This window comes from Crenalkalicoccus roseus, from assembly GCF_004761865.1.
GTDB lineage: Bacteria > Pseudomonadota > Alphaproteobacteria > Acetobacterales > Acetobacteraceae > Crenalkalicoccus > Crenalkalicoccus roseus.
This window is the reverse complement of sequence record NZ_SJDM01000025.1, coordinates 22137-42029: the sequence shown is the minus strand read 5'-3', so window position 1 is coordinate 42029 and position 19893 is coordinate 22137. Positions and strand designations below refer to the sequence as shown.

Genomic DNA, 19893 nt, shown 5'->3' with positions numbered 1-19893 from the left:
CATTGCTGCGGCCCTCCAGCACCTCGCCGTCCAGCGGCACCTTGTCGCCGGGGCGCACCCGCAGCCGGTCACCCACCTGCACCGCCGCCAGCGGCACCTCCTCCTCCGTGCCGTCCGGCCGGATCCGCCGCGCCATGGCCGGCGCCAGGTCGAGCAGCGCGCGGATGGCGCCCGAGGTGCGCTCGCGCGCGCGCAGCTCCAGCACCTGGCCGAGCAGCACCAGCACCGTGATCACCGCCGCCGCCTCGAAATAGACCGCGACCGCGCCATCCGGGCCGCGGAAGGCGGGGGGAAAGACGCCGGGCGCAATCGTCGCGACCGCGCTGAACAGCCAGGCGATGCCGATGCCCATCGCGATCAGCGTGAACATGTTGAGGCGGCGGTTCACCACGGACCGCCAGCCGCGGACCAGGAGGGGCCAGCCGGCCCAGAGCACGACCGGGGTTCCGAACAGGAACTGCAGCCAGTTGCCGACGCGCGGCCCGCCGACGAGGTGCACCAGCCCCGTCAGGTGCCCGCCCATCTCCAGCGCGAGCACGGGCAGGGCGAGCACGAGTCCGATCCAGAAGCGGCGGGTGAAGTCCACCAGTTCCGGGTTCGGCGCCTGGCCCGGCGCCGCCACCTCCGGCTCCAGCGCCATGCCGCAGATCGGGCAGTTGCCGGGGCCGACCTGGCGCACCTGCGGGTGCATGGGGCACGTGTAGATCATGCCAGGTGCCACCGGTTCGGCGCGCGGTTTCGGCGCGTCCGGCCCGCCGAGGTAGCGGGCCGGGTCGGCCACGAACCTGGCGCGGCAGCCCGCCGAGCAGAAGTGGAACGCCTGCCCGGCGTGCTCGGCGTGGTGCGGCGTCGCGCGTGGGTCCACCTTCATCCCACAGACCGGATCGGTGGCCTCGGCGCCGCCGGGGGCTGTGTGCCCTTGGCGCTCGGCGGCCGAGGCATCTCCCGCTGCGAGGAGATGGCCCTGGGCGGGATGACCGTCGGGGTGGTGCTGCATCGCGGCCTTCCTCCGGCATCCGTCCGCCGGCTCGGGGACGGGGCCTTCCGGAGGGGAAAGATGGGGCCGGCACGGGAGAGGAGAACCCGGCGCCCGCGCGGGTGCCCGTCGGTCGGGCTGCGGGGCCCGCGGCCCCCGGCCTGCGCCGCGGAAGGCGCGGCCGGCGCACCCTGCGGCCAGGGCACCTGAAGCGGGGCATGAGTGGTCGCCTCCGCGGCCTCGCGTTCGCGTCGCGAAGGGCTCTGCCTCGCGGAACTATCGGCCCCTGGGCGGCGCGACGGGGCGTCCGCAACAAAACGATGCGTCACCGCCCCGCCCCGGCGACGCGGTTCACCCCTATAGTCCTCGGCGCTCGGGGACCTGCGCCGCATGCAGCCTGCGATCCCGGCCGACGGGTCAGCCGCCGACCGGGATGGGGCCGCCCTCGCGCCGACGGCAGGGGAGCACAGCCTCGCGCGCCGGTGACCGGGCACGGGGCGGCCCATGCGTCCAGGCGAGCCACGAGCCGCTGTCAGGGGAAGGGAAAGGGTACCGGGATACATGATAGCATGGAAACGCCTGCGCCTTGCGGCCGTCCTCGGCCTGACGGTCGGCGTGCTCGGCGGCGGCGCGGCGACGGCCGATTCCGCCTACCGCGCGTTCGGCGACCGCGGCCGCCCGCAGGACGCGCGACGGACGATCACCGTCGTCATGCGTGACAATTCGTTCGAGCCGCAGACCATCCGAGTGCGTGCTGGCGAGACGGTGCGCTTCGTGGTGCGGAACGAGGGCGCGCTGCTGCACGAGTTCAACCTCGGCACCCGCGAGATGCACCGGCGGCACCAGCGCGAGATGCAGACGATGTTCGAGCACGGCATGATGACCGCGACGAGCATCGGCCCGGTGCCGGCGCAAGGCGGCTCCCACGCCGGCGGCCCTCACGCCGGCGGGCACCAGGTGGGGCACGGGCAGCACATGGCGCAGATGCACCACAACGACCCGAACAGCCTCCTGCTGGAGCCCGGCCAGAGCGGCGAGCTGGTTTGGAAGTTCACCCGCGCGGTGGAACTGGAGTTCGCCTGCAACATCCCCGGCCACTACGAATCCGGGATGGTCGGTTGGGTGGCGTTCGTGCGCTGAGGAGCGGCCGGGCACTCAGGGCGGTGCCCCCCCCCGAAGGAGATGAGTTCAGGATGAGCAAGGTCCGCTTGAGCCGTCGCGCCGCACTTGGCGCCAGCCTCGCCGCCGTCGCCCTCCCGCATGCGCCGGGCGCGTTGGCGCAGCCGCGGATCGGGCGCGCCATGCCGCGCGAGTTCAATCTCGTGCTCGAGCACACGACGATGGACATCGCGGGGCGGCCGCGCCCCGCGATGACCGTCAACCGGCAGATCCCCGCTCCGGTCCTGCGCTTCCGCGAGGGCGAGGAGGTGATCATCAACGTCACCAACCGGCTGCGGGAGGAGGCCTCGATCCACTGGCACGGACTGATCCTGCCGAGCGGCCAGGACGGCGTGCCGGGCATCAGCGACGGCTTCCAGGGCATCGCGCCCGGGACCACGCACCAGTACCGCTTCCCGCTGATCCAGTCCGGCACCTACTGGTACCACAGCCACTCCGGCCTGCAGGAGCAGGCCGGCATCTACGGCCCGCTCGTCATCGATCCCGTCCGGCCGGACCCGTTCGGCTACGACCGCGACTACGTGATCATGCTGTCGGACTGGACCGACGAGGACCCGCGGCGCGTCCTCGCCAACCTCAAGCGCGATCCGGGCTACTACAACTACAACAAGCGCACGCTCGCGAGCCTGCTCAGCGAGCTGGCCGCCGCCCCCGACGGCGCCGCGCGCGCGGCGATCCTCGCCGACCGGCGAATGTGGGGCGAGATGCGGATGGACCCGACCGACATCGAGGACGTGTCGGGCTACACCTACCTGGTGAACGGCCGCCCGCCGGAGGCGAACTTCACCGCCCTCTACCGGCCCGGCGAGACGGTGCGGCTGCGCTTCATCAATGCCTCGGCGATGAGCCACTTCGACGTCCGCATCCCCGGCCTCGAGATGACGGTGGTGCAGGCGCACGGCAACAATGTCCGGCCAGTGATGGTGGACGAGTTCCGCATCGCGACCGCCGAGACCTACGACGTTCTGGTGCGCCCCCGCGACGGGCGGCAGTACGCGATCCTCGCCGAGTCCATGGGCCGCCAGGGCTTCGCCAGCGCGAGCCTGGCGACGCAGGAGGGGCTGCCGATGCTGCCGCTGCCGCCGCACCGGCCGCGCCCCGTCCTGACCATGGCCGACATGGGCGGGCCGTACGGCCCGACCGGCCTCGACCGGGGCACGCCGCTGCCCGAGACCGACCGGCCGGGCCAGGTCGCGCCGCCGATGGGCATGGACCATGCGGGCATGCCGGGGATGTCGCACGGCGCCGCCCCGCCGGCCGCGCTCGGCACGGGCCACGCGCCCGTGGCGGCGATGGACCACTCCGCCATGGGTCACGCTGCGATGGGCCACGCGGCCATGGGTCACGGCACGCCGCCGGCTCCGGACCGAGCGGCGATGGACCACTTCGCCATGGGCCACGGCGGCATGGCTGCGCGCGATCCCTTCACGAACGACACCGGCGCGCCGCCGGGCACGCGGGTGCTGTCCTACCGCGACCTGCGCGCGCTCTCGAGCCCCTACCCGGCGCGCGCGCCGGACCGGGTGATCGAGGTCCGCCTGACCGGCAACATGGAGCGCTACATTTGGTCCATCAACGGCAACCGCTTCAGCGAGGCGCAGCCGATCGTCCTCCGCTACGGCGAGCGCGTGCGGCTGCGCCTCATCAACGAAACCATGATGAACCACCCGATGCACCTGCACGGCATGTGGATGATCCCGCAGGTCGGCAACGGCGCGGAGAACCCGCTGCTGCACGTGGTGAACGTCAGGCCGGGCACGACGCTGGACGTGGACGTGGAGGCCGACGCCGAGGGCGCCTGGGTGTTCCATTGCCATCTCCTCTACCACATGGAGGCGGGCATGATGCGCAAGGTCGAGGTCCGGCGGCCGGCGCGGACGGCGTCGGCGCGATGACGGAGCCGGGGAGAATGCGGCGCGTCGCCGAGGCGGCCATGGCCCTTTCGTTCGCCATGGTCGTGGTGCCGCCGGTCCTGGCCGGAGAGGCCGCGGCCCAGCAGGCCGCACCGCCGGCGGCCGCGGCGGAGCCGCACGGAGGCCCGCCCTCGCCGGCGGGGCACGAGCTGTTCTTCGGCGCGGTGCTCGTGGACCAGGCGGAGGTGCGCAGCAACGGCCGCGGCCAGGGCATCTACGCCTTCCGGGGGCTCGGCTCTTACGGGACCGACTACGACAGGATCCAGCTCAACCTCCACGCCGAATCCAACGAGGCCGCGCGGAGCCTCGAGCGGGCGGAACTGCAGGTCCTCTACTCGCGCCTGGTCGCCTACTTCTGGGACCTGCAGCTCGGCGTGCGCCACGATGTCCGGATCGCGCCGCGCGGCGGCACCCCGGGGCGCACCTACGGCGTGGTCGGCCTCCAGGGCCTCGCCCCGGGGTTCTTCCACGTCAACCTGCAGGCCTTCCTCGGCGACCGGGGCGTGCCCCTGATCCGCGCGGAAGCCGCGTACGACCTGCTCATCACCAACCGCCTCGTGCTGCAGCCGGAGGCGGAGCTGAATTTCGCGATGGGGCGGGACGAGGCCGCGCTGATCGCGCCGGGTCTCTACCGCATGGAGGCCGGGCTGCGCCTGCGTTACGAGATCACGCGCGAGGTGGCCCCCTATGTCGGCATCTCCTACGAGCGCGCCGTCGGGGGCGCGGCGGGCCTGGCCCGCCGCCTCGGCGAGAAGCCCGAGGCGACGGCCGTGGTCGCTGGCGTCCGCCTGTTCTTCTGACCCGGAGAGGATCGAAACCGTGCGTCGTGCCCTGCTCGCTGCCGCCGTCGCGTTCGGCATAGTCGCGTCCCCCGTCCTGGCGGAGCCGGCGACTGTGGTGCGCATGCTAAACAGAGGGCCGGCTCCGGGCGACAGCTTCGCCTTCGACCCGGCGCTGATCCGGATACCGGTGGGCGGCACGGTGCGGTTCGAGCCCACCACGCCGGGCCACAACGCGGTGCCGATCCCGGCCCTGTGGCCGGAGGGCGGCCCGGTGCTGAACGTCCCCTACGGCCAGGCGGCCTCGGTGACATTCGACCGCGCCGGGGTGTATGGCGTCCAGTGCACGCCTCACGTCGGGCTCGGCATGGTTGCGCTGATCGTGGTGGGCGACGCCGACCCGGCGCCCGTCGCGCAGCGGATCGCCGCCATCCCTGGCCTGCCGCCGCGCGCGAAGGCCAGGCTGACCGCCCTTGCGAACGGTGGCGCATGAGGCGAGCGACCGGATGGGCGCTGCGCGGAGCCGCGCGTTCCCGCGATGCGGGTCGAGCCAAGCGGAGTCGCGGCCCCGAAACAGGCAGCACACAGTCTCGGAATTCGAAAGGGAGAACACTATGCGCAAGTACCTGATCCTCGCCGCCACGGTCCCGGCGTTCGCGGCGTGTAGCGCCGCCGGCCCGAACCTGTCGGACCACGGCACCGCACCGGGTGGCGCCTTCGGGAGCGCCCCCGCGCATATCGACCAGGCAAGCGGCAGCGGCCCCGAGATCCACCGGCCGGCACCGATCCCTGGCACGGGCGTTGTGACCGGCACCACCGGCTTCATCGGCGAAGGTGCCGGTGGTCCCACCGTCCTCCATCAGGGGGCCGGCCGAGGCAACTATGGCTCACCCGCAGGAGGCAAGATCACGGGCACCACAGGCGGCGGCGAGGTCGAGGTGGAGCACGGGCACGTGGCAACGGAAGGGCGTCAGCGGCCGCGCTGAAACACGCAGCGGAGGCGCGTCGACATCCGCTGAGACGGATTCCGCGAGCTCCTGATGGCTCCACCGCCCCGCCATTCAGCTCCGCCGTCGTTCGGTGATCCGGATGCAGGCCACGCGCCGGCCGGGGCGGGACTCGCAAGGTGACGGTCGGGCGCGACCTGAACCGGCAAGGACCCGGCGGTCCGATCGCCCCGTCGCCCCGCGCCCTTTCCGACGACGGCGCCAACCGTCTGTTGGTAGAGAAGGAAGCATGACCATGATCGCGTCGAAGTTGCTCGCCCTGGGGATACTGTCCCTCCTGAGCATCGCCGCTTGCGCGCCGCAGCAACAGGCGCCGCCCGCCGTGGCCGCCCCGGCCGCGGAGATGTCGCTCGGGAGTGCGCCATCCCGCAGCGCGTCGGCGCAGGCCGCCCCCTTGCAGGGCGCCCCCGCCAGCGGCATGCAGGGCCACGACATGTCGAGCATGGACATGCGGAGCATGATGGCCCACTGCGCCGATCTCCGCGGCCAGGTGCGCGGGGGCGCGGCCATGACCCCCGACCTGCGGCGGATGCTCGCGCAATGCGACGAGATGGACCGGGCGCACGGCACCGCCCCGCCGCGGCGCTGAACCCCTGCGACCCTGGCGGGACCGGCGGTCCCGGGCCGGGCGGCGACCTCCGGCCCGTCCTGTCCGGCGAGGGCCGGCACATCCTGGTCGTCGAGGACGACGCGGAGCTCCGCGCCCTCTTGCTCTCGTCGCTGCGCCGCAGCGGCTTCCGCGCGAGCGGCGCGGCCGACGGCGCGGAAATGCGCGAGGTGCTCGCCGGCGCGCCGGTGGACCTCGTGCTGCTCGACGTGATGCTGCCCGGGGACTCCGGCTTCGCGCTGTGCCGCGAGATCCGCGCGCGCGGGCGCCTGCCGGTGATCCTGCTCACGGCCTTGGCCGCCTCGTCCGACCGGGTGCTGGGCCTTGAGCTCGGCGCCGACGACTACGTCGTGAAGCCCGCCGACCCGCGCGAGCTCGTGGCGCGGATCCGCGCCGTGCTGCGCCGCGCCGAGGCCGCCGGGCCCGCCCCGGGCGGGGCGCGGCACGTCGCGCGCTTCGCCGGCTGGACCCTCGACACCCGCAGCCGCGAGCTCCTCTCGCCCGAGGGGGTCGTCGTGGACCTCACGAGCGGCGAGTACGACCTGCTGCTCGCCTTCGTCGAGCGGGCGCAGCGCGTGCTGAGCCGCGAGCAGCTCCTCGACCTCGCCCGCAACCGCCCCTTCGGCGGGCTGGAGCGCTCGATCGATGCGCAGGTGAGCCGGCTGCGCCGCAAGATCGAGCCGCCCGAGGCCGCGACGCCGCTGATCCGGACCGTGCGCGGCGTCGGCTACCTCCTCTCGGCGCCGGTCGAATGGCGCTGATCCGCCGCCTGCGCCGCCTGCCCTGGCCATCGAGCCTGGCGGGACGCACGACGCTGCTGCTGCTCGCGGCGCTCGGCGCCTTCCATGCGCTCTCGGTCGGTCTGCACCAGCGCGTGCTGGACACCGCCGTCGTCCGCACGCGCGATGCGGCACTCGCCGAGCGCATCGTGGCGATCCGCCAGGCGCTCGCCGCGCAGCCGCCGGAACGCCGCGAGGCGGAGGCGCACGCCCTGTCGGCGACGACCATCGAGGTGCACTGGGACACCGCGCCGGTCGTGCGCCCCGCCTCGCCCGCCGCCGCGGGCGAGGGAAGCGCCGCCCACCCCGAGGGACTCGAGGCGGAGCTGCGCCGCGCGCTCGCTCTCGCCGACCCTGCGGCGCTCCGCCTTGCCTTCGAGGGCCTGCCGCCGGGGCAGGGCGGCCAGGGCGGCCACGTCGCGCTGGTCTCGGTCGCGCTGCCGGACGGCACCTGGCTCAACCTGCGCGCGGTGCGGTTCCCGGTGCCCGGCGGGCACGAGGGCATGCGGTTCTGGCCCTCGCTCTCGATCATGGCGCTCGGGATCGTGGTCGTCTCGGTCTTCGTGGTGCGCGGCCTGACGGCGCCGCTGCGCAGCCTCGCCGCGGCGGCGGACGCGATGGACCCGAACGGCGGCGGCGCGGAGGTGCCCGAGGACGGGCCGGACGAGGTGCGCCACACCGCGGCCGCCTTCAACCGCATGCGCGCGCGCATCCGGCGCATGTTCGAGGAGCAGAGACGGGCTCTTGCCGCGATGAGCCACGACCTCATGTCACCCATCGCGCGGCTCAGGTACCGCGTGGACGCGCTGGAGGACGCGGAGCTCCGCCGCCGGTTCGGGCGCGACCTCGACGAGATGGAGGCGATGGCGCGTGGCGTGCTCGACCTCCTGCGCGGGGAGACCGAGGCGGAGGCGCCGCGCCGCTTCGACCTCGCGGCGACGCTGCGCACGATCTGCGACGACCTTGCCGACCGCGGCGCGGACGTCGCCTACGACGGGCCGGACCGGCTCGCCATCGAGGGACGCCACCTTGCACTGAAGCGCGCCTTCGCCAACCTGGTCGAGAACGCCGTGCGACACGGCGGCGGATCGGCGGTGCGGGTCGCGCTCCGGCCGGCGGGAGTGGACCGGCGCCTCGCCGTGGAGATCGCGGATGAAGGGCCGGGAATCCCGGCGGCGGAGCTGGATCGCGTCTGCGAGCCCTTCTACCGGGTGGACAAGGCTCGGGGGCGGGAGACGGGCGGAAGCGGCCTCGGCCTTGCGGTGGCCAAGGCGGCCGTCGAGCGGCACGGCGGCAGGCTGGCGCTGCGGAACCGCCCGGGCGGCGGCCTCGCCGTACTGGTCACACTGCCCACGGACGCCTGAACTCCATGTTTCCGTCCATCACCTGATCGGCTCCGCCGGCGGCGCTCCGTTCGCGGGCGGGGCAAGAAGATCTGCATCGTTTTGTGCCAGAGGCGCCAAGCGTACCGGCAATTGATCCTGCGCAAGGCCGCTCCGGTCTATGGCTGCTCGGATCGAGCGGTCAGATGATCGAGTACTTGGAGGACGCCGACATGCAGACGCACAGTCGGTCCGGGACACGCCGACTGCGGACGCCGCAAGGCGGCGCTCCTACGTAACGGACTGGGAGGACCACATGGTCTCGGTCGTGAGCCTCGGCACGGGCCGCACCGTGGCCGCCATCCGGGTCGGCGCCGCTCCGCACGGGTTGCGGCTGCGGCCGGACGAGCGCGAGGCCTGGGTGGCGAACGTGGGGAGCGGGAGCGTCTCGGTGGTGGACCTCGGACGCGGCGCGGAGACCGCACCAATCCCGGTCGGGCCGGCCCCGGTGCAGGTCGGCTTCACACCGGACAGCGTGCGGGCCTTCGTGTCGCTGCGCGACGCCGACGCGGTGGCGGAGGTCGACGTTGATGCGCGGCGCGTCGTGCGGCGGATCCCGGTTGGCCGCGGCCCGATCCAGGTGCACGTGACGCCGGACGGGCGGTTGCTCTACGTCGCCAACGAGGGAACGCGGGAGGACCCGGGCCGCACGGCGTCCGTGACCGACATCGCCGCCGGCGCGGTGGCGACGACGGTCGAGACCGGGCAGGGCGCGCACGGCGTCGTCGTCGCGGCGGACGGGACCCGCGCCTACGTCACGAACATCCACGAGGACACGGTCGCGGAGAACGGCGTCGCGACGCAGCGCGTGCGCGGCGCTTCGCGGTCGGGCGCGGCCCCAACGGCGTCACCTGGCGCCCGGTGGGCTAACGAGCGGAGGAGAAGGACGATGCGCAAGACGACGATGCTGAGCACCTCGGCGATGGGGACGCTGCTGCTGCTGGCCCTCCCGGCGGCGGCGCAGCAGGACCACGACGCGCACCACCCGGGCGGCGGCGCCGCGGCGCAGTCCGCGCCGCCCGCCGCGCAGCCTCCTTCCGGCGTCGGCCCGCGCGGCGGCCCTGCTGGTCCGGCCGCGCCCGGATCCGGCCCCGGCGCCGGTCCGATGGGCGGCAGGGGCATGATGATGGGCCCCAGTGGCGGCATGGCGGGCGAGCCGGGCATGAGACCCGGGATGATGGGCATGTCCGATGAGGGCGTACGCCGGCGCATGATGATGATCCACCACCGCGCCGCGGACGGCCCGCCGATGAACGTCATCATCAACATCGGTCCCGGCATCCGGGTGGAGGCCGAGGAGGGCGACGACGGGCGCGGCGGCCGCCAGGGCAGGGGGATGGTTCCTCCCGGGGGCGCGGGCATGATGGGACCGGGGATGATGGGCATGATGATGGGGCCGCGGGGCGGCGCCATGGGCCCGGACGCCCTCCGGCACTTCGAGCGCATCGAAGCGCACCTCGCCTATGTCCGCGCCGCGCTCCGCGTCACCGACGCACAGATGCCGCAGTGGGACGCCTTCGCCGAGGCGGCCCGGGCCGCCGCGGGCGAGCTCCGGCAGGCCTACGCGCAGGCGGTGCAGGCGGCGGCCCAGCCCGCGTCGGCGCCGACGCAGCTCGAGCGGCGGGCGGCGCTGCTGTCGGCGCAGCTCGAGGCGACGCGCGCGGTCGCGGCGGCCGCGGCGCCGCTCTACGCGGCGCTGTCCGACGAGCAGAGGCGCACCGCCGACGAGCTGCTGGCAGAGCACCTGCGCGGCATGCGGATGCGCGGGCTGTGAGCGGCGCCGGCGCGAGGGCTGTGACCCGGCGGGGGGCCCTGCTCCTCGCTGTGGCGGTGGCGACGGGGACGGCGGCGCAGGCCGCCCCGGGCATCCGGGTGGAGGTTTGGCAGGACCCGAACTGCGGCTGCTGCGGGGGCTGGGTGCGGCACATGCGCGGCGCCGGCTTCGAGGTCGTCGCGCACGACACCGCGGAGCTGGACGCGGTGAAGCGAGCGAACGGCGTCCCCGAGGCGCTGTGGTCGTGCCACACAGCCCTGGTCGAGGGCTACGTCGTCGAGGGACACGTGCCGGTCGGCGCGCTGGCCCGGCTGCTCGCGGAGCGTCCAGACATCCGCGGTATCTCGCTGCCCGGCATGCCGCTCGGCTCGCCGGGCATGAACGGGCCGAAGACCGAGCCCTTCATCATCTACACGCTGCCGCGGGACCCGGCGGCGGAGCCCGCTGTCTATGCGGTCGAGTAGCCGCCGGGCCGGAGCCCGCCCTCGGCCGATCGAGGAAGGGCCCGACGCATGATGCACGACATGATGGGCGGCGGCGCGATCATGTGGGGCATGGGGCTGCTCTGGCTCCTGCTCCTCGTCCTGCTCGTCCTCGGGATCGCCGCCTTCATCAAGTATCTGTTCGGCGGATCGCAGTGATGGCGCGGCCGTGGCGGCGGCGGCGCTCCGCACTTCTGGCCGCTGCGATCCTCGTCGTGGCGGCAGCGGTCGCGGGCGCCGGTGCGCTGCTGCCGGGACAGATTCTGCTGGGCGCGGCGCGGCCCGCGATCGACGCGAGCGACCCCGCGCAGGTCGCGCTCGGCCGGCGGATCTATGCCGAATACTGCGCATCCTGTCATGGCGCCAATCTGGAAGGCCAGCCAGACTGGTGGTCCCGCCGCCTGGACGGCCGGCTGCCCGCGCCGCCGCACGACGCCTCGGGGCACACCTGGCACCACCCAGACGGCGTCCTCTTCCGGATCGTCAAGCACGGCCCGGCTGCCATCGTCGGCGAGGGCTACGAGAGCGACATGCCGGGCTTCGAAGGGGTGCTCTCGGACGCGGAGATCCGCGCCGCCCTCGCGTTCATCAAGAGTACCTGGCCGGCGCGCGAGCGGGAATTCCAGGAGCGCCAGAGCCGCTTCGAGCGCGGCGAGGCGGCGCGGTGAGCCCCCGGTCCGGTGCGAGGCGCCGCGTCCTCGATGCGCCCGAGGCGAACGTGGCGGTGTTCGCTTTCCTGCTGAACTACCCCTGGGAGTTCCTGCAGGTGCCGCTGTTCCGCGGCATGGCCGAGGCGCCGCACTGGGAAGCCGTGAAGTTCTGCACTGGCGCCACCCTCGGCGATGCGGTCATCGCGGTGGTGGCCTTCTGGGGCGTCACCGCTGCTTGCGGGAACCGTCGTTGGATCCTCCGCCCGAGCGCCGTGCAGGTCGCGGGATTCACCGCCACCGGTCTCGCAATCACGTTGGTGCTCGAGTGGCTGGCGACTGGCCCACTCGGGCGGTGGGCGTACGCGGAGGCCATGCCCATCGTCCCGCTGCTCGGGGTCGGCCTCTCGCCGGTGCTGCAGTGGATCCTGCTGCCGCCGCTCGTGGCGTGGCTCGTCCGGCGGCAGATGACTTGACCGGAAGCCACGCCGCAGTCGCAGGGCTGGTCCGGCGCCGGCGCGCCCTCAGCGTTTCAGCGGTGCGCTAGCGTGCGCTGGCCCGCTTTGGGTGCTGCTGCTGGAGAGGCGCGGCTACGGGCAACGTCCCCTTGGCGCGGGCCCGACGCAGGCCCGCTGCGAGAATCTTCCCGACCTCCTCGATGCGCTGCCGGGCCGTCAGCCGATCAGGATCGGGGCCGATGGTATAGCGTGCGCTGTCCAACCTGAGCCTCCCACCAGAACGGCCCGACAGAGGCGTGGACAGACACCGAAGTCCAGATTTCCTGACGGCCGCTGCGTCCTGTCGCAGCTCGCATCGTATCCATCGGGACAAGAGAGACGGGCCTGACCGCCGATTTCCCAGAGAGTGTCCCCTCCCGGTTCCGCCCGCCACGCCACCTCCATGCNCGCGAATCGTCTCCCTGCTGGTGGGCCGCGCCGTGAGGCGCAGGTCTTCCGCGGTTTCCGCCCGCAGGCTGGCGGGTGCGAGGGAGGAACGGAGGCCGGAAACCGCTCTCTCCGCCCCGTTTCTCTCCGAACCTGGCGACTTGGGCGATTGACCAGCCAGGCTGAAAGCCACGGAAATCCTTGGGTTTCTGTGGCAGAAAGGCGGCGGGGTTGGCGAAGCGTATGGGGGGCCATGAGGCTGTCGCCATGACGAGCCCCGCCGCAGCTCGCAGCGCGTGATACGTCTGGTTGTGATCAAACGTCATCACCCGCATCCTATGCGGATGCGATACATTGACACTGGAGTCCGCGACCCTGCTCACGCCTTCGGGACATGGCTGGATACGGCAGTGCGGAGCGACCCGTCGATCGCCGAAGTGCGCTGGCAGTCCGGCTATTTCGGCGCGGAGATCCTGCCCTACTTCGCACCTGCTATGGCGCGGCTTCGGCGGAGCGGCGGAACCGTCCGCGTCCTTGTCGGGTCGAATGACGGAACCACGCGGCAGAGCGACGTGGCGGCCCTGCTCGCGGCGGTAGGCCCAGCCCGCCCCGGGCTCCGGGTCGGGGTCGTGTCGTTCGCTGACGGCTACTTCCACCCCAAGACGGTCCACCTCGTCCGCAACGACGGGTCCGCCGCTGCCTACATCGGTTCGGCGAACCTCACCGGCGCCGGGGCGGCGCTGAATGTCGAGGCCGGCATCGTGCTCGACACCCGCGACGGCGACGACCGCCGCGTGCTGGAGGCGGTCAGGGCCGCAGTCGATTGGTGGTTCGCCGCGCGGAGACCCGGCCTGCACCTCATCTCCACGGCCGCCGACCTCGCCGCGCTCGCCCGAGCCGGCGTCCTCGACGTCCCCCAGCCGCCCAGACCACGGCCGGCCGCCACCCGCTCCGGGGCTGGCGGTCGCGGTCCGTCGCTTCGGCCCTTGCTGAGTCTCCCGGGGTCCGCACCGCCGCCCTCCCCGCGGCCGTCGTCGGTAGGCCCAGGCGTTCCGGCACCAGTGCGTTGGACGAAGAAGCTCTCGGCCTCCGACGCCCAGCGGAAGACGACGGGGAACCAGCGCGGTAGCATCACCCTCGTGCAGGCAGGGGCCCCGATCGACCCGAAGACCTACTTCAGGAACGTCCTGTTCGGTGGTGTGACCTGGAGACGCGGGGCGACCGCGACTGGCCAGCCCCTCGAAACCGCGCGGGTGAGGCTCGAGGTGGATCTCCTCGGGCAGCGCCGCCGGCACATGGATCTCGAGGTGACCTATGCGCCCAACCGTGAGGCCGCGCAGTCGAACTACACGACCCTCCTGCACCTAGGTCAGCTCAGCAAGGACTTCGCTGCGCAGGACATGACGGGAAAGCAGCTAACCATCGAGCGGCGCGCCGACGGCACCTTCGGCCTCTCTATCCGGTAGACGGAGCCGTAGGAAGGCCGGTCGCACCTACGCTGGCACCGGCACTGCGCGGGCCAGAGCGACGTCTCCGGCCGAGAGACCGAAGAGGGCCGAGACGCGGGCCTCGACCTGGTCGCGCAGCGCGGCCGCGGTGCGCTCGTGCAGGTCCCGCTGGTGCGGGGTGCGTGCCGCCCGGGCCGCGTCGTTGGCCGCGATCACGCCGCGCACGAGCTCCTCCACCTCGGCGCGCTCGCGATCGCCTGCCGCCGGCACCGGCAGGTGCTCGATGAACTGCTTGCCGTGGGAGTAGTAGCCCCCGCGGAAGGTGCTGGTATTGGTCCGGACCATCGCCTCGCAGAGCGGATGGTGCAGCACGGCCAGCAGGTAGGCGATGCTCTCCCGTACGCCCGGTCGCGGCCTGATCATATAGTATGGGCCGTTGCCGCCGCCCGTGACGACGATGTTGTCCTCGTCGTAGGCGTAGCGGGCCTCGAGCGACAGGATCGGCAGGATGATCTTGGGGCTGTCGAACTTTGTCAGGCTCTGCGACCTGCCGAACTGATAGAACTGGCGCGTGCCGTCGGCTCCGCCGGTGATGCTGCGCCGTTCCAGCTCTTCGCGCCGCGCTAAGAGGTAATCCCAACAGCCGGGGAACCGGCGGGCCATGTCGTCCGGCTGGATAAGTCGCGCTTCAGTGCGCCGGGGACCTGCCACCAGCTCGTATGGGAAGATCATCCAGCGATTCGCCTCGGCGCGAGCGTAGGGAAAGAGCGGCGCGTCCAGCATGCAGGGCCGCAGGACCCCGCGCTCGATTGGCCAATCCCGCCCGTTCCACCTGAGGGTCACGGTCTCCGCCGTCTCCGCCGACGCCTCGAAGATGTAGACGGCATCCGCGCTCGTCTGCACCCCGACGAATATCTCCGCCACCTGGCCGAGCTGCGCAGGGCACGCCGCCCGCACCCGCGTGAAGAGGTCGCGCGTGGCCGCGTCGGCGAACTGCCAGGCGTCGGCCCCGAGCTCGGCTGCCGGAACCGTCGCGAAGTGACCCGGGGCGCCGTAGCGCCAGGCTTCGAGCGCCTCCACCCGCTCGATCTCCACGGTCGCGGATCCTCGGCGATCCAGGACCAGGATGCAGGTGTAGTTGGTAGCCCGACGTCCGAAAACCTGCTGCACGCCGAAGTGCACGACCCTCTCGAGGCACCGGCCAGCGGCCAGCAACTGGCGCAGCGCGCGTCCGGCCTGGATGGTCATGAACTTGTGCGGGACGATCATGCCGATCCGACCGTCCCGTGGGACGAGCGTCAGGGCGCGTTCGACGAACAGCGCGTACTTGTCGAAGTTGTCCTGGTGCGCCGTGCCATAGGGTGACCTCGGGTCCTGGTAGAATGCGGCCTCCTCCGGCGAGTAGGCCACCATGTTCTGGATGCGGGTGTAGGGCGGATTCCCGACGATGACGCTGAAGCCGCCCCGCGCCATCTCCGTTGGGAACTCCGCGGCCCACGCGAAGGGGTTGACCTTCTCCAGCAGGGTCGGGGGCAGCGGCCCGCGCACAGCCGCCCACTCGGCCGGGCTCACCAGGCTGTTGCCGGCGCGCAAGATCGTGTCGAGCGCGGGAAGCGCCGCGCGTCGCCGGCTCGCCACGTACTCCCGCAGCCCTTCGGCCGTCTCGTCCTCGATCAGCTTCAGCAGCAGGCTGAAGCGCGCCACCTCCACGGCGTTGGGGTCGATGTCCACGCCGCGGATGTGCGCGAGGAGGATGCGTCGCTTCTCCTCGAAGAGCAGATGCCACTGCCCCGCTACGCCCTCGTAGATCGTCCGCCCGACGTGGCGGCTGCGGTCGTTGGCGAGATACCAGCTCAGGTAATGCTCGAGCAGGCGCTCGTACGCCGAGAGGAGAAAGATGCCGGAGCCGCAGCAAATATCGGCGACGGTGAAGGACGCCAGCTCGGTGGGTCCCTTGCCGCTCAGGGCTGGGCCGAGCGTGCGCTCGACGATCGCGTCGGCCACGTGGCGCGGAGTGGGTACTACGCCGCCACTCTCGCGGACCTCCGGCTTGCTCACGATCCGCACGGCGCCGCCGTCGACGGTGATGACCTCGCCGAGGAACTGCTCGTAGATTTCGCCGAGGACCTCCGCCTCGACCACCGAGAAGGTGTACGGGCTCTGCGGGTAGTAGAGCTCGGCGATGATGCCTTGGAGCACGGCGTCGCTGACGCGGATGCCGAGCCGCGCATCGTCCAGGAGGCGGAAGAGGCCGGAGTTGTAGAAGGCGTCGGCGCGCCGCAGCTCGGCCATCAGGGCGTCGAAGGTGTTCCCGCCGGCGAGGGCCCGGAGGGTCTCGTACCTCTCGATCTCCCGGTCCTCGCAGATGCGAAGAAAGACGATCCGGGAGAGGAAGATCTGGACCGCGTAGGTCAGCTCGGCGGCGCTGAGGCCGGGCGTGTTGGTGTGGATATCCACAGCGAGGCGTTCGCGCCAGGCGCGCACCTGGCGGAGGAAGAAGTCGTCGAACTGCTCGGCGCCGTGCCGGGTCGCGTCGACGGCGAAGCGGCGGTCAAAGTCGCCGGAATAGACGGCGGCACGCGACAGCAGCGACCACAGCTCTTCGAAGCGCGCCTCGAACTCGTCGTAGCGGACCAACAAGAGGCGGGCGACGTGCGCCTCGTCGGTCTCCGTCGGGCGCGGGACGCAGTCGTAGACCGCCAGCTGGTGGAAGTTTGTCAGGACGGCAATCGGCAGGCTCGCCGAGTAGCCGTAGCGCCGCGTCTGAAACGCTGCCTCGCGGTTCCGATCGATGCGGATGCTCGGCTTCTTCGCCTCGATGAACAGCTTGCGCTGCCGTGCCAGGCGCAGCTCGTAGTCCGGCTTCTTGGAGAGCCTCTCCTCGGCCACCTCAACCGTGGCCTCCTCGATCACCTCACGCAGACCGAGCGGCTGGCCGGCCGCGTTGTGAACGTCCCAGCCAAACGCCTCCAACAGCGGGGTGATGAAGTCGGTGCGCGCCTGGGTCTCGTTGTAGGTCGGCAGGAGGTAATCGGCTTCGTGGCGCCGGAACGCCTCGACCAGCGCGGCGACGCGCGCGCGGGCCGCCGCTTTCAGCTCGTCCTCCGTCACGCGCCGCCATCCTGGGCGGCGGTTCCCCGGCTGCTACGCCGCCGGGCCATCCGACGGTCGCGCATCTTCGTCCAAATGTCGCGCAAGAGACCGCAATCCGCAGCCGACAGGCCCATGTGGCCCATCAGCACAATGCGCGCATTCTCTTCGAGCACATCGCTGAGCCGGCCGGCGCGGATGAGACGGTCCGCCTCAGCGAGCGGCATGGCGCCGTTCAGCTTCGCCGGCATCAACAGGCGCTCGGCTTCGGTCGGCTCAAGCTCGAGAACGCCGCCGCCGTAGCTTCGGCCCTCGATCTCCGCGGAAGCAGCCGTCAGCCACGTGTAGGTGTTTGCGATCACCCGCTCCGGCTTGGCGGTCTTGCAGGAGAGGCGGTGAATCGTGTCGGTCGAGGTCGCGCCCGAGGTGTTCAGGACAATGCGCGGGAAGTCGTAGATCTGGCGGAAGACAAAGCCGTCCGGCGACCAGACCGCTGGCACAGTGTACCACGGGGTGCGGATCGAGCACTTGTAGCCCTTGTGGTAGTTCTTTGCCTCGCCGGACCGGATGTAGCGGCGCAGCGTCTCCGTCAGCTGACCGGCCTGGTCCGCGGTGATGTGCAGCAGGTGCACGCGGTCGCCGGCGGCGGCGAGCGCTTGCCAGTCCGCCTTCCCCAGCCGCGAGCCCTTCAGCTGCACGGAGCGCGAGACGAGGGGTGTCGTGTAGCCGACCAACCCGAGCTCTTCGACCTGCTCGCTGGTGAGGACAAAGAACTCGTTCTTGCCGGTGACGACGCCGACATCGACGCTCGCGTGCGTCGCCATGGCCGTCGTGATCTCCGCCTCGCGGAGCTCGCGCATGAAGGCGATCTCCCGCTCGGTGAGGAAGTATTTCAGCCACTTCTCGCTGTCGTGGCGGATGGTCTTCGGCTGCGCGGCACCCAGGAGGGCGCTCGGCTCCTGCCGGATGACTTCGGCGACAGTCGCCGCCTCAGTCAGGGTGACGCGGCAGCTGTTGGCTTCGGAGGCCTCGGCAAGCGCGCCGTCGGCCAACAGCAGGACCACTTCCTGCTCGGCCCTCTCGAAGAAGAGCTCATTGCAGGCCACGATGTCGATACGGGCGAAGCGATCCGTCAAGAAGGACCGCAGCTGGGAGGCGTACGTGACTTGCAGCAGCTCCGCGGGCAACACCAGCGCCATGCGCCCCCCGGGACGCAGGCTCGCCGCCGCAGCGACGACGAACGGCACCCAGATGTTGGTCAGGCGGTTCGGCGACAGGCCGAGCCCCCCCATGATCGCCATCGCGCGGCTGCGGTGGGGCTCCGGGAAGGTCTGGTAGCGGATGAATGGCGGGTTGCCGACAACCACGTCAAAGGCCGGCTGCTCGCTCTCTTGCCACCAGCCGAAGAAGTCGGCGGTCCTCACCACGTCCTGGCCGCGGAGCCCGAGTTCCGGCCGGAGGCGATGCCGCGCGCGCTCGGCTTCCGCGGCGAGGATCTCGATGCCCGTCAGCCGGTCGGCGATTTCCGGGCCGCGCAACCCGAGCTCCGCGAAGCGCGCAGCGGCAGCGGCGAGAAACGCGCCGTCGCCGCAGCTCGGTTCCAGCACTCGGTCCGCTGCGCTGCGGATGGCCCAGGCGCAAAGCCAAGCGGCGACGTCACCCGAGGTGTAGTAGCCGCCGCGCAGCTTGTCGGGATCAAGGTCGGTGAACCGCCCGCTGTGCGATGCGTTCGCCGACGGCCTGGCTATGCGACGAGCCTTGGGAAAGAGTGCGAGCTGCTTCGTCATTCCTTCCCCACGTGCAGAAGCGGCATGTCGTCTCTCAGCAGGCGCTCAATCGCCTCGCGGACGATCCATGCGACAGAAACGCGATTCTTCCGCGCAAGCTCGCTCAGATGCTGGTACTGATCTGCGGTGAGGCTGACGGAAAGCCGGTGCGGGGACTTCTCGGCCATGAGTTGTTTCTTGGGGCCTCGCATGGTGGTCACGTCCTGCACCGATATGCACCACTCTACACCACAGCGGTGCATCCCGCAAGGGAGCTCTCAGGGGCCTGCCTTGCGCTGACGGTCGCCGCTCGTGAAGTGCTGCCTTTGGCGGCTCCACTCAATCGGGATTGGCTCGATCATCGCCGGTAAATCTACGCTTGGTGCCTGCGATCCGTTCAGGATTGCCTCCACCACCTCGGGCGCCAGCAGCGTGAGGTTCAGCACCCGCCCGACATAGGCCCGATCGACACCCTCCGCGGCAGCGAGCTCGCGGATCGAGGCGTACCGCCCCTCCTCCAGCATGCGCCGCCACCGGAATGCCCGCGCCAGCGCCTTCACCAGCGCCGGGTCGCCGCGCGTTTCGGCTGCCCCCGGCACGTCGTCGCCAGTGCGGATCGGCGCCCCGTCCGGCCCGATGATCCGCTTCCGCCCGCCGCGGCGCCGGATGGTCATCGGCACCACCACCGTCACGCTGGTCATGCCGCCATGCGCTCCCGCGGCTGCTTCGCCGCCCACTCGCGGGCGAGCCCGGCGAGCCCTTCCAGGTTCAGCCGGATCTCCGCCCCGCCCTCGGTGACGGTCACGCGCTCGACCAGCAGCCGCACGATCCGCTGCTGCTCGCCGGGGAACAGCTCATCCCAGAGCGGATCGAGCCGTCCGAGCGCCTCACGCACCTCGGTCTCGGTGAGGTCCGGCGCCTCCGCCCGCGCCGCCCGCCAGGTGCCGACCACCACCTCCGGCTGGCGCAGCAGCGCGCGGACCTGCGCCATCACCAGCCCTTCGATCTCCCCGGCCGGCAGGCGGCGATACGGCGCGTCGTTGGGGCCGCCCTGCAGCACCGCCTGGCTGACGTAGTAGCGGTAGAGCCGCCCCTCCTTCCGGGTGTGGGTGGGCGACATCGCCCGCCCGTCCGGCCCGAACAGCAGGCCGCGCAGCAGCGCCGGCGCCTGGGCGCGGTT

The 19893-nt window shown here is 71.9% G+C and carries 20 protein-coding genes and 1 pseudogene; 14 read left to right on the top strand and 7 right to left on the bottom strand.

Translation table 11 applies throughout. From position 1 onward, the window contains the following. Positions 1-871: heavy metal-binding domain-containing protein (locus ET526_RS14850; RefSeq protein ID WP_240048410.1), on the bottom strand; the 871-nt coding region annotated here is incomplete at its 3' end. A 666-nt stretch (positions 872-1537) separates the two neighbouring features. Between ET526_RS14850 and ET526_RS14845 the strand changes: the two genes are divergently transcribed. The 14 genes from ET526_RS14845 to ET526_RS14785 all read left to right on the top strand — a co-directional run bounded on the left by ET526_RS14845 (position 1538) and on the right by ET526_RS14785 (position 13875). Continuing rightward, positions 1538-2116, top strand: a complete 579-nt coding sequence (locus ET526_RS14845; protein WP_135468478.1) for a cupredoxin domain-containing protein — start codon at positions 1538-1540, stop codon at positions 2114-2116. 53 nt (positions 2117-2169) lie between these two features. Further along, complete coding sequence (locus ET526_RS14840; RefSeq protein ID WP_135468477.1) at positions 2170-4050, top strand: copper resistance system multicopper oxidase; 1881 nt, start codon at positions 2170-2172, stop codon at positions 4048-4050. A gap of 14 nt (positions 4051-4064) precedes the next feature. Next, positions 4065-4868, top strand: coding sequence for a copper resistance protein B (locus ET526_RS14835; protein ID WP_158295597.1), 804 nt, complete (start codon positions 4065-4067; stop codon positions 4866-4868). Between the two features lie 19 nt (positions 4869-4887). Then, positions 4888-5340: a plastocyanin/azurin family copper-binding protein gene (locus tag ET526_RS14830; protein ID WP_158295596.1), complete on the top strand. Its 453-nt coding sequence runs from the start codon at positions 4888-4890 to the stop codon at positions 5338-5340. A 121-nt stretch (positions 5341-5461) separates the two neighbouring features. Continuing rightward, on the top strand, positions 5462-5833 hold the full coding sequence (locus ET526_RS14825; RefSeq protein WP_135468474.1) for a hypothetical protein: 372 nt from the start codon (positions 5462-5464) through the stop codon (positions 5831-5833). 250 nt (positions 5834-6083) lie between these two features. Next, entirely contained in the window at positions 6084-6443 is a 360-nt protein-coding gene (locus tag ET526_RS14820) for a hypothetical protein (protein WP_135468473.1), read from the top strand. After that, positions 6395-7222 (top strand): response regulator, encoded by an 828-nt coding sequence (locus ET526_RS14815; RefSeq protein WP_135468472.1) that lies wholly within the window; start codon positions 6395-6397, stop codon positions 7220-7222. Before ET526_RS14820 ends, ET526_RS14815 begins: the two co-directional genes overlap by 49 nt. After that, entirely contained in the window at positions 7213-8604 is a 1392-nt protein-coding gene (locus ET526_RS14810; RefSeq protein WP_135468471.1) for a sensor histidine kinase, read from the top strand. The genes ET526_RS14815 and ET526_RS14810 overlap by 10 nt, the downstream gene beginning before the upstream one ends. Positions 8605-8878: 274 nt before the next feature. Then, on the top strand, positions 8879-10396 hold the full coding sequence (locus ET526_RS14805; RefSeq protein ID WP_158295595.1) for a Spy/CpxP family protein refolding chaperone: 1518 nt from the start codon (positions 8879-8881) through the stop codon (positions 10394-10396). A 20-nt stretch (positions 10397-10416) separates the two neighbouring features. Beyond that, on the top strand, positions 10417-10860 hold the full coding sequence (locus ET526_RS14800; protein WP_204623652.1) for a DUF411 domain-containing protein: 444 nt from the start codon (positions 10417-10419) through the stop codon (positions 10858-10860). 48 nt (positions 10861-10908) lie between these two features. After that, complete coding sequence (locus ET526_RS22420) at positions 10909-11037, top strand: hypothetical protein (RefSeq protein ID WP_255575326.1); 129 nt, start codon at positions 10909-10911, stop codon at positions 11035-11037. Beyond that, positions 11037-11546, top strand: a complete 510-nt coding sequence (locus ET526_RS14795; protein WP_135468469.1) for a c-type cytochrome — start codon at positions 11037-11039, stop codon at positions 11544-11546. Before ET526_RS22420 ends, ET526_RS14795 begins: the two co-directional genes overlap by 1 nt. Before the next feature lie 50 nt (positions 11547-11596). Further along, a complete protein-coding gene (locus ET526_RS14790) occupies positions 11597-12001 on the top strand; it encodes a hypothetical protein (protein ID WP_204623650.1) in 405 nt (134 codons plus the stop codon). 818 nt (positions 12002-12819) lie between these two features. Beyond that, entirely contained in the window at positions 12820-13875 is a 1056-nt protein-coding gene (locus tag ET526_RS14785) for a phospholipase D family protein (RefSeq protein ID WP_158295594.1), read from the top strand. A 27-nt stretch (positions 13876-13902) separates the two neighbouring features. On the opposite strand, the gene ET526_RS14780 is transcribed toward ET526_RS14785, so the two are convergent. The 6 genes and pseudogenes from ET526_RS14780 to ET526_RS22550 form a co-directional block, all read right to left on the bottom strand. Then, positions 13903-16968 (bottom strand): Eco57I restriction-modification methylase domain-containing protein, encoded by a 3066-nt coding sequence (locus ET526_RS14780; protein WP_135468466.1) that lies wholly within the window; start codon positions 16966-16968, stop codon positions 13903-13905. Then, the gene (locus ET526_RS14775) at positions 16965-18734 is read right to left on the bottom strand and encodes an Eco57I restriction-modification methylase domain-containing protein (protein ID WP_135468465.1); all 1770 of its coding nucleotides are present in this window, start codon (positions 18732-18734) and stop codon (positions 16965-16967) included. The genes ET526_RS14780 and ET526_RS14775 overlap by 4 nt, the downstream gene beginning before the upstream one ends. Then, positions 18731-18901: a ribbon-helix-helix protein, CopG family gene (locus ET526_RS14770; RefSeq protein WP_204623649.1), complete on the bottom strand. Its 171-nt coding sequence runs from the start codon at positions 18899-18901 to the stop codon at positions 18731-18733. The genes ET526_RS14775 and ET526_RS14770 overlap by 4 nt, the downstream gene beginning before the upstream one ends. A gap of 90 nt (positions 18902-18991) precedes the next feature. After that, on the bottom strand, positions 18992-19414 hold the full coding sequence (locus ET526_RS14765) for a hypothetical protein (protein WP_135468464.1): 423 nt from the start codon (positions 19412-19414) through the stop codon (positions 18992-18994). Then, positions 19411-19704 (bottom strand): hypothetical protein, encoded by a 294-nt coding sequence (locus ET526_RS22555; RefSeq protein WP_338025366.1) that lies wholly within the window; start codon positions 19702-19704, stop codon positions 19411-19413. The genes ET526_RS14765 and ET526_RS22555 overlap by 4 nt, the downstream gene beginning before the upstream one ends. Positions 19705-19749: 45 nt before the next feature. Further along, positions 19750-19833, bottom strand: a pseudogene (locus ET526_RS22550) (hypothetical protein); the annotation flags it as partial. Positions 19834-19893: the final 60 nt, after the last annotated feature.

Coding starts and splice junctions, on each gene's coding strand:
- ET526_RS14845 (WP_135468478.1), top strand. CDS start 1,538: ATGATAGCATGGAAACGCCTGCGCCTTGCGGCCGTCCTCGGCCTGACG.
- ET526_RS14840 (WP_135468477.1), top strand. CDS start 2,170: ATGAGCAAGGTCCGCTTGAGCCGTCGCGCCGCACTTGGCGCCAGCCTC.
- ET526_RS14835 (WP_158295597.1), top strand. CDS start 4,065: ATGCGGCGCGTCGCCGAGGCGGCCATGGCCCTTTCGTTCGCCATGGTC.
- ET526_RS14825 (WP_135468474.1), top strand. CDS start 5,462: ATGCGCAAGTACCTGATCCTCGCCGCCACGGTCCCGGCGTTCGCGGCG.
- ET526_RS14820 (WP_135468473.1), top strand. CDS start 6,084: ATGACCATGATCGCGTCGAAGTTGCTCGCCCTGGGGATACTGTCCCTC.
- ET526_RS14815 (WP_135468472.1), top strand. CDS start 6,395: ATGCGACGAGATGGACCGGGCGCACGGCACCGCCCCGCCGCGGCGCTG.
- ET526_RS14810 (WP_135468471.1), top strand. CDS start 7,213: ATGGCGCTGATCCGCCGCCTGCGCCGCCTGCCCTGGCCATCGAGCCTG.
- ET526_RS14805 (WP_158295595.1), top strand. CDS start 8,879: ATGGTCTCGGTCGTGAGCCTCGGCACGGGCCGCACCGTGGCCGCCATC.
- ET526_RS22420 (WP_255575326.1), top strand. CDS start 10,909: ATGATGCACGACATGATGGGCGGCGGCGCGATCATGTGGGGCATGGGG.
- ET526_RS14795 (WP_135468469.1), top strand. CDS start 11,037: ATGGCGCGGCCGTGGCGGCGGCGGCGCTCCGCACTTCTGGCCGCTGCG.
- ET526_RS14775 (WP_135468465.1), bottom strand. CDS start 18,734: ATGACGAAGCAGCTCGCACTCTTTCCCAAGGCTCGTCGCATAGCCAGG.
- ET526_RS14770 (WP_204623649.1), bottom strand. CDS start 18,901: ATGGCCGAGAAGTCCCCGCACCGGCTTTCCGTCAGCCTCACCGCAGAT.
- ET526_RS14765 (WP_135468464.1), bottom strand. CDS start 19,414: ATGACCAGCGTGACGGTGGTGGTGCCGATGACCATCCGGCGCCGCGGC.
- ET526_RS22555 (WP_338025366.1), bottom strand. CDS start 19,704: ATGGCGCAGGTCCGCGCGCTGCTGCGCCAGCCGGAGGTGGTGGTCGGC.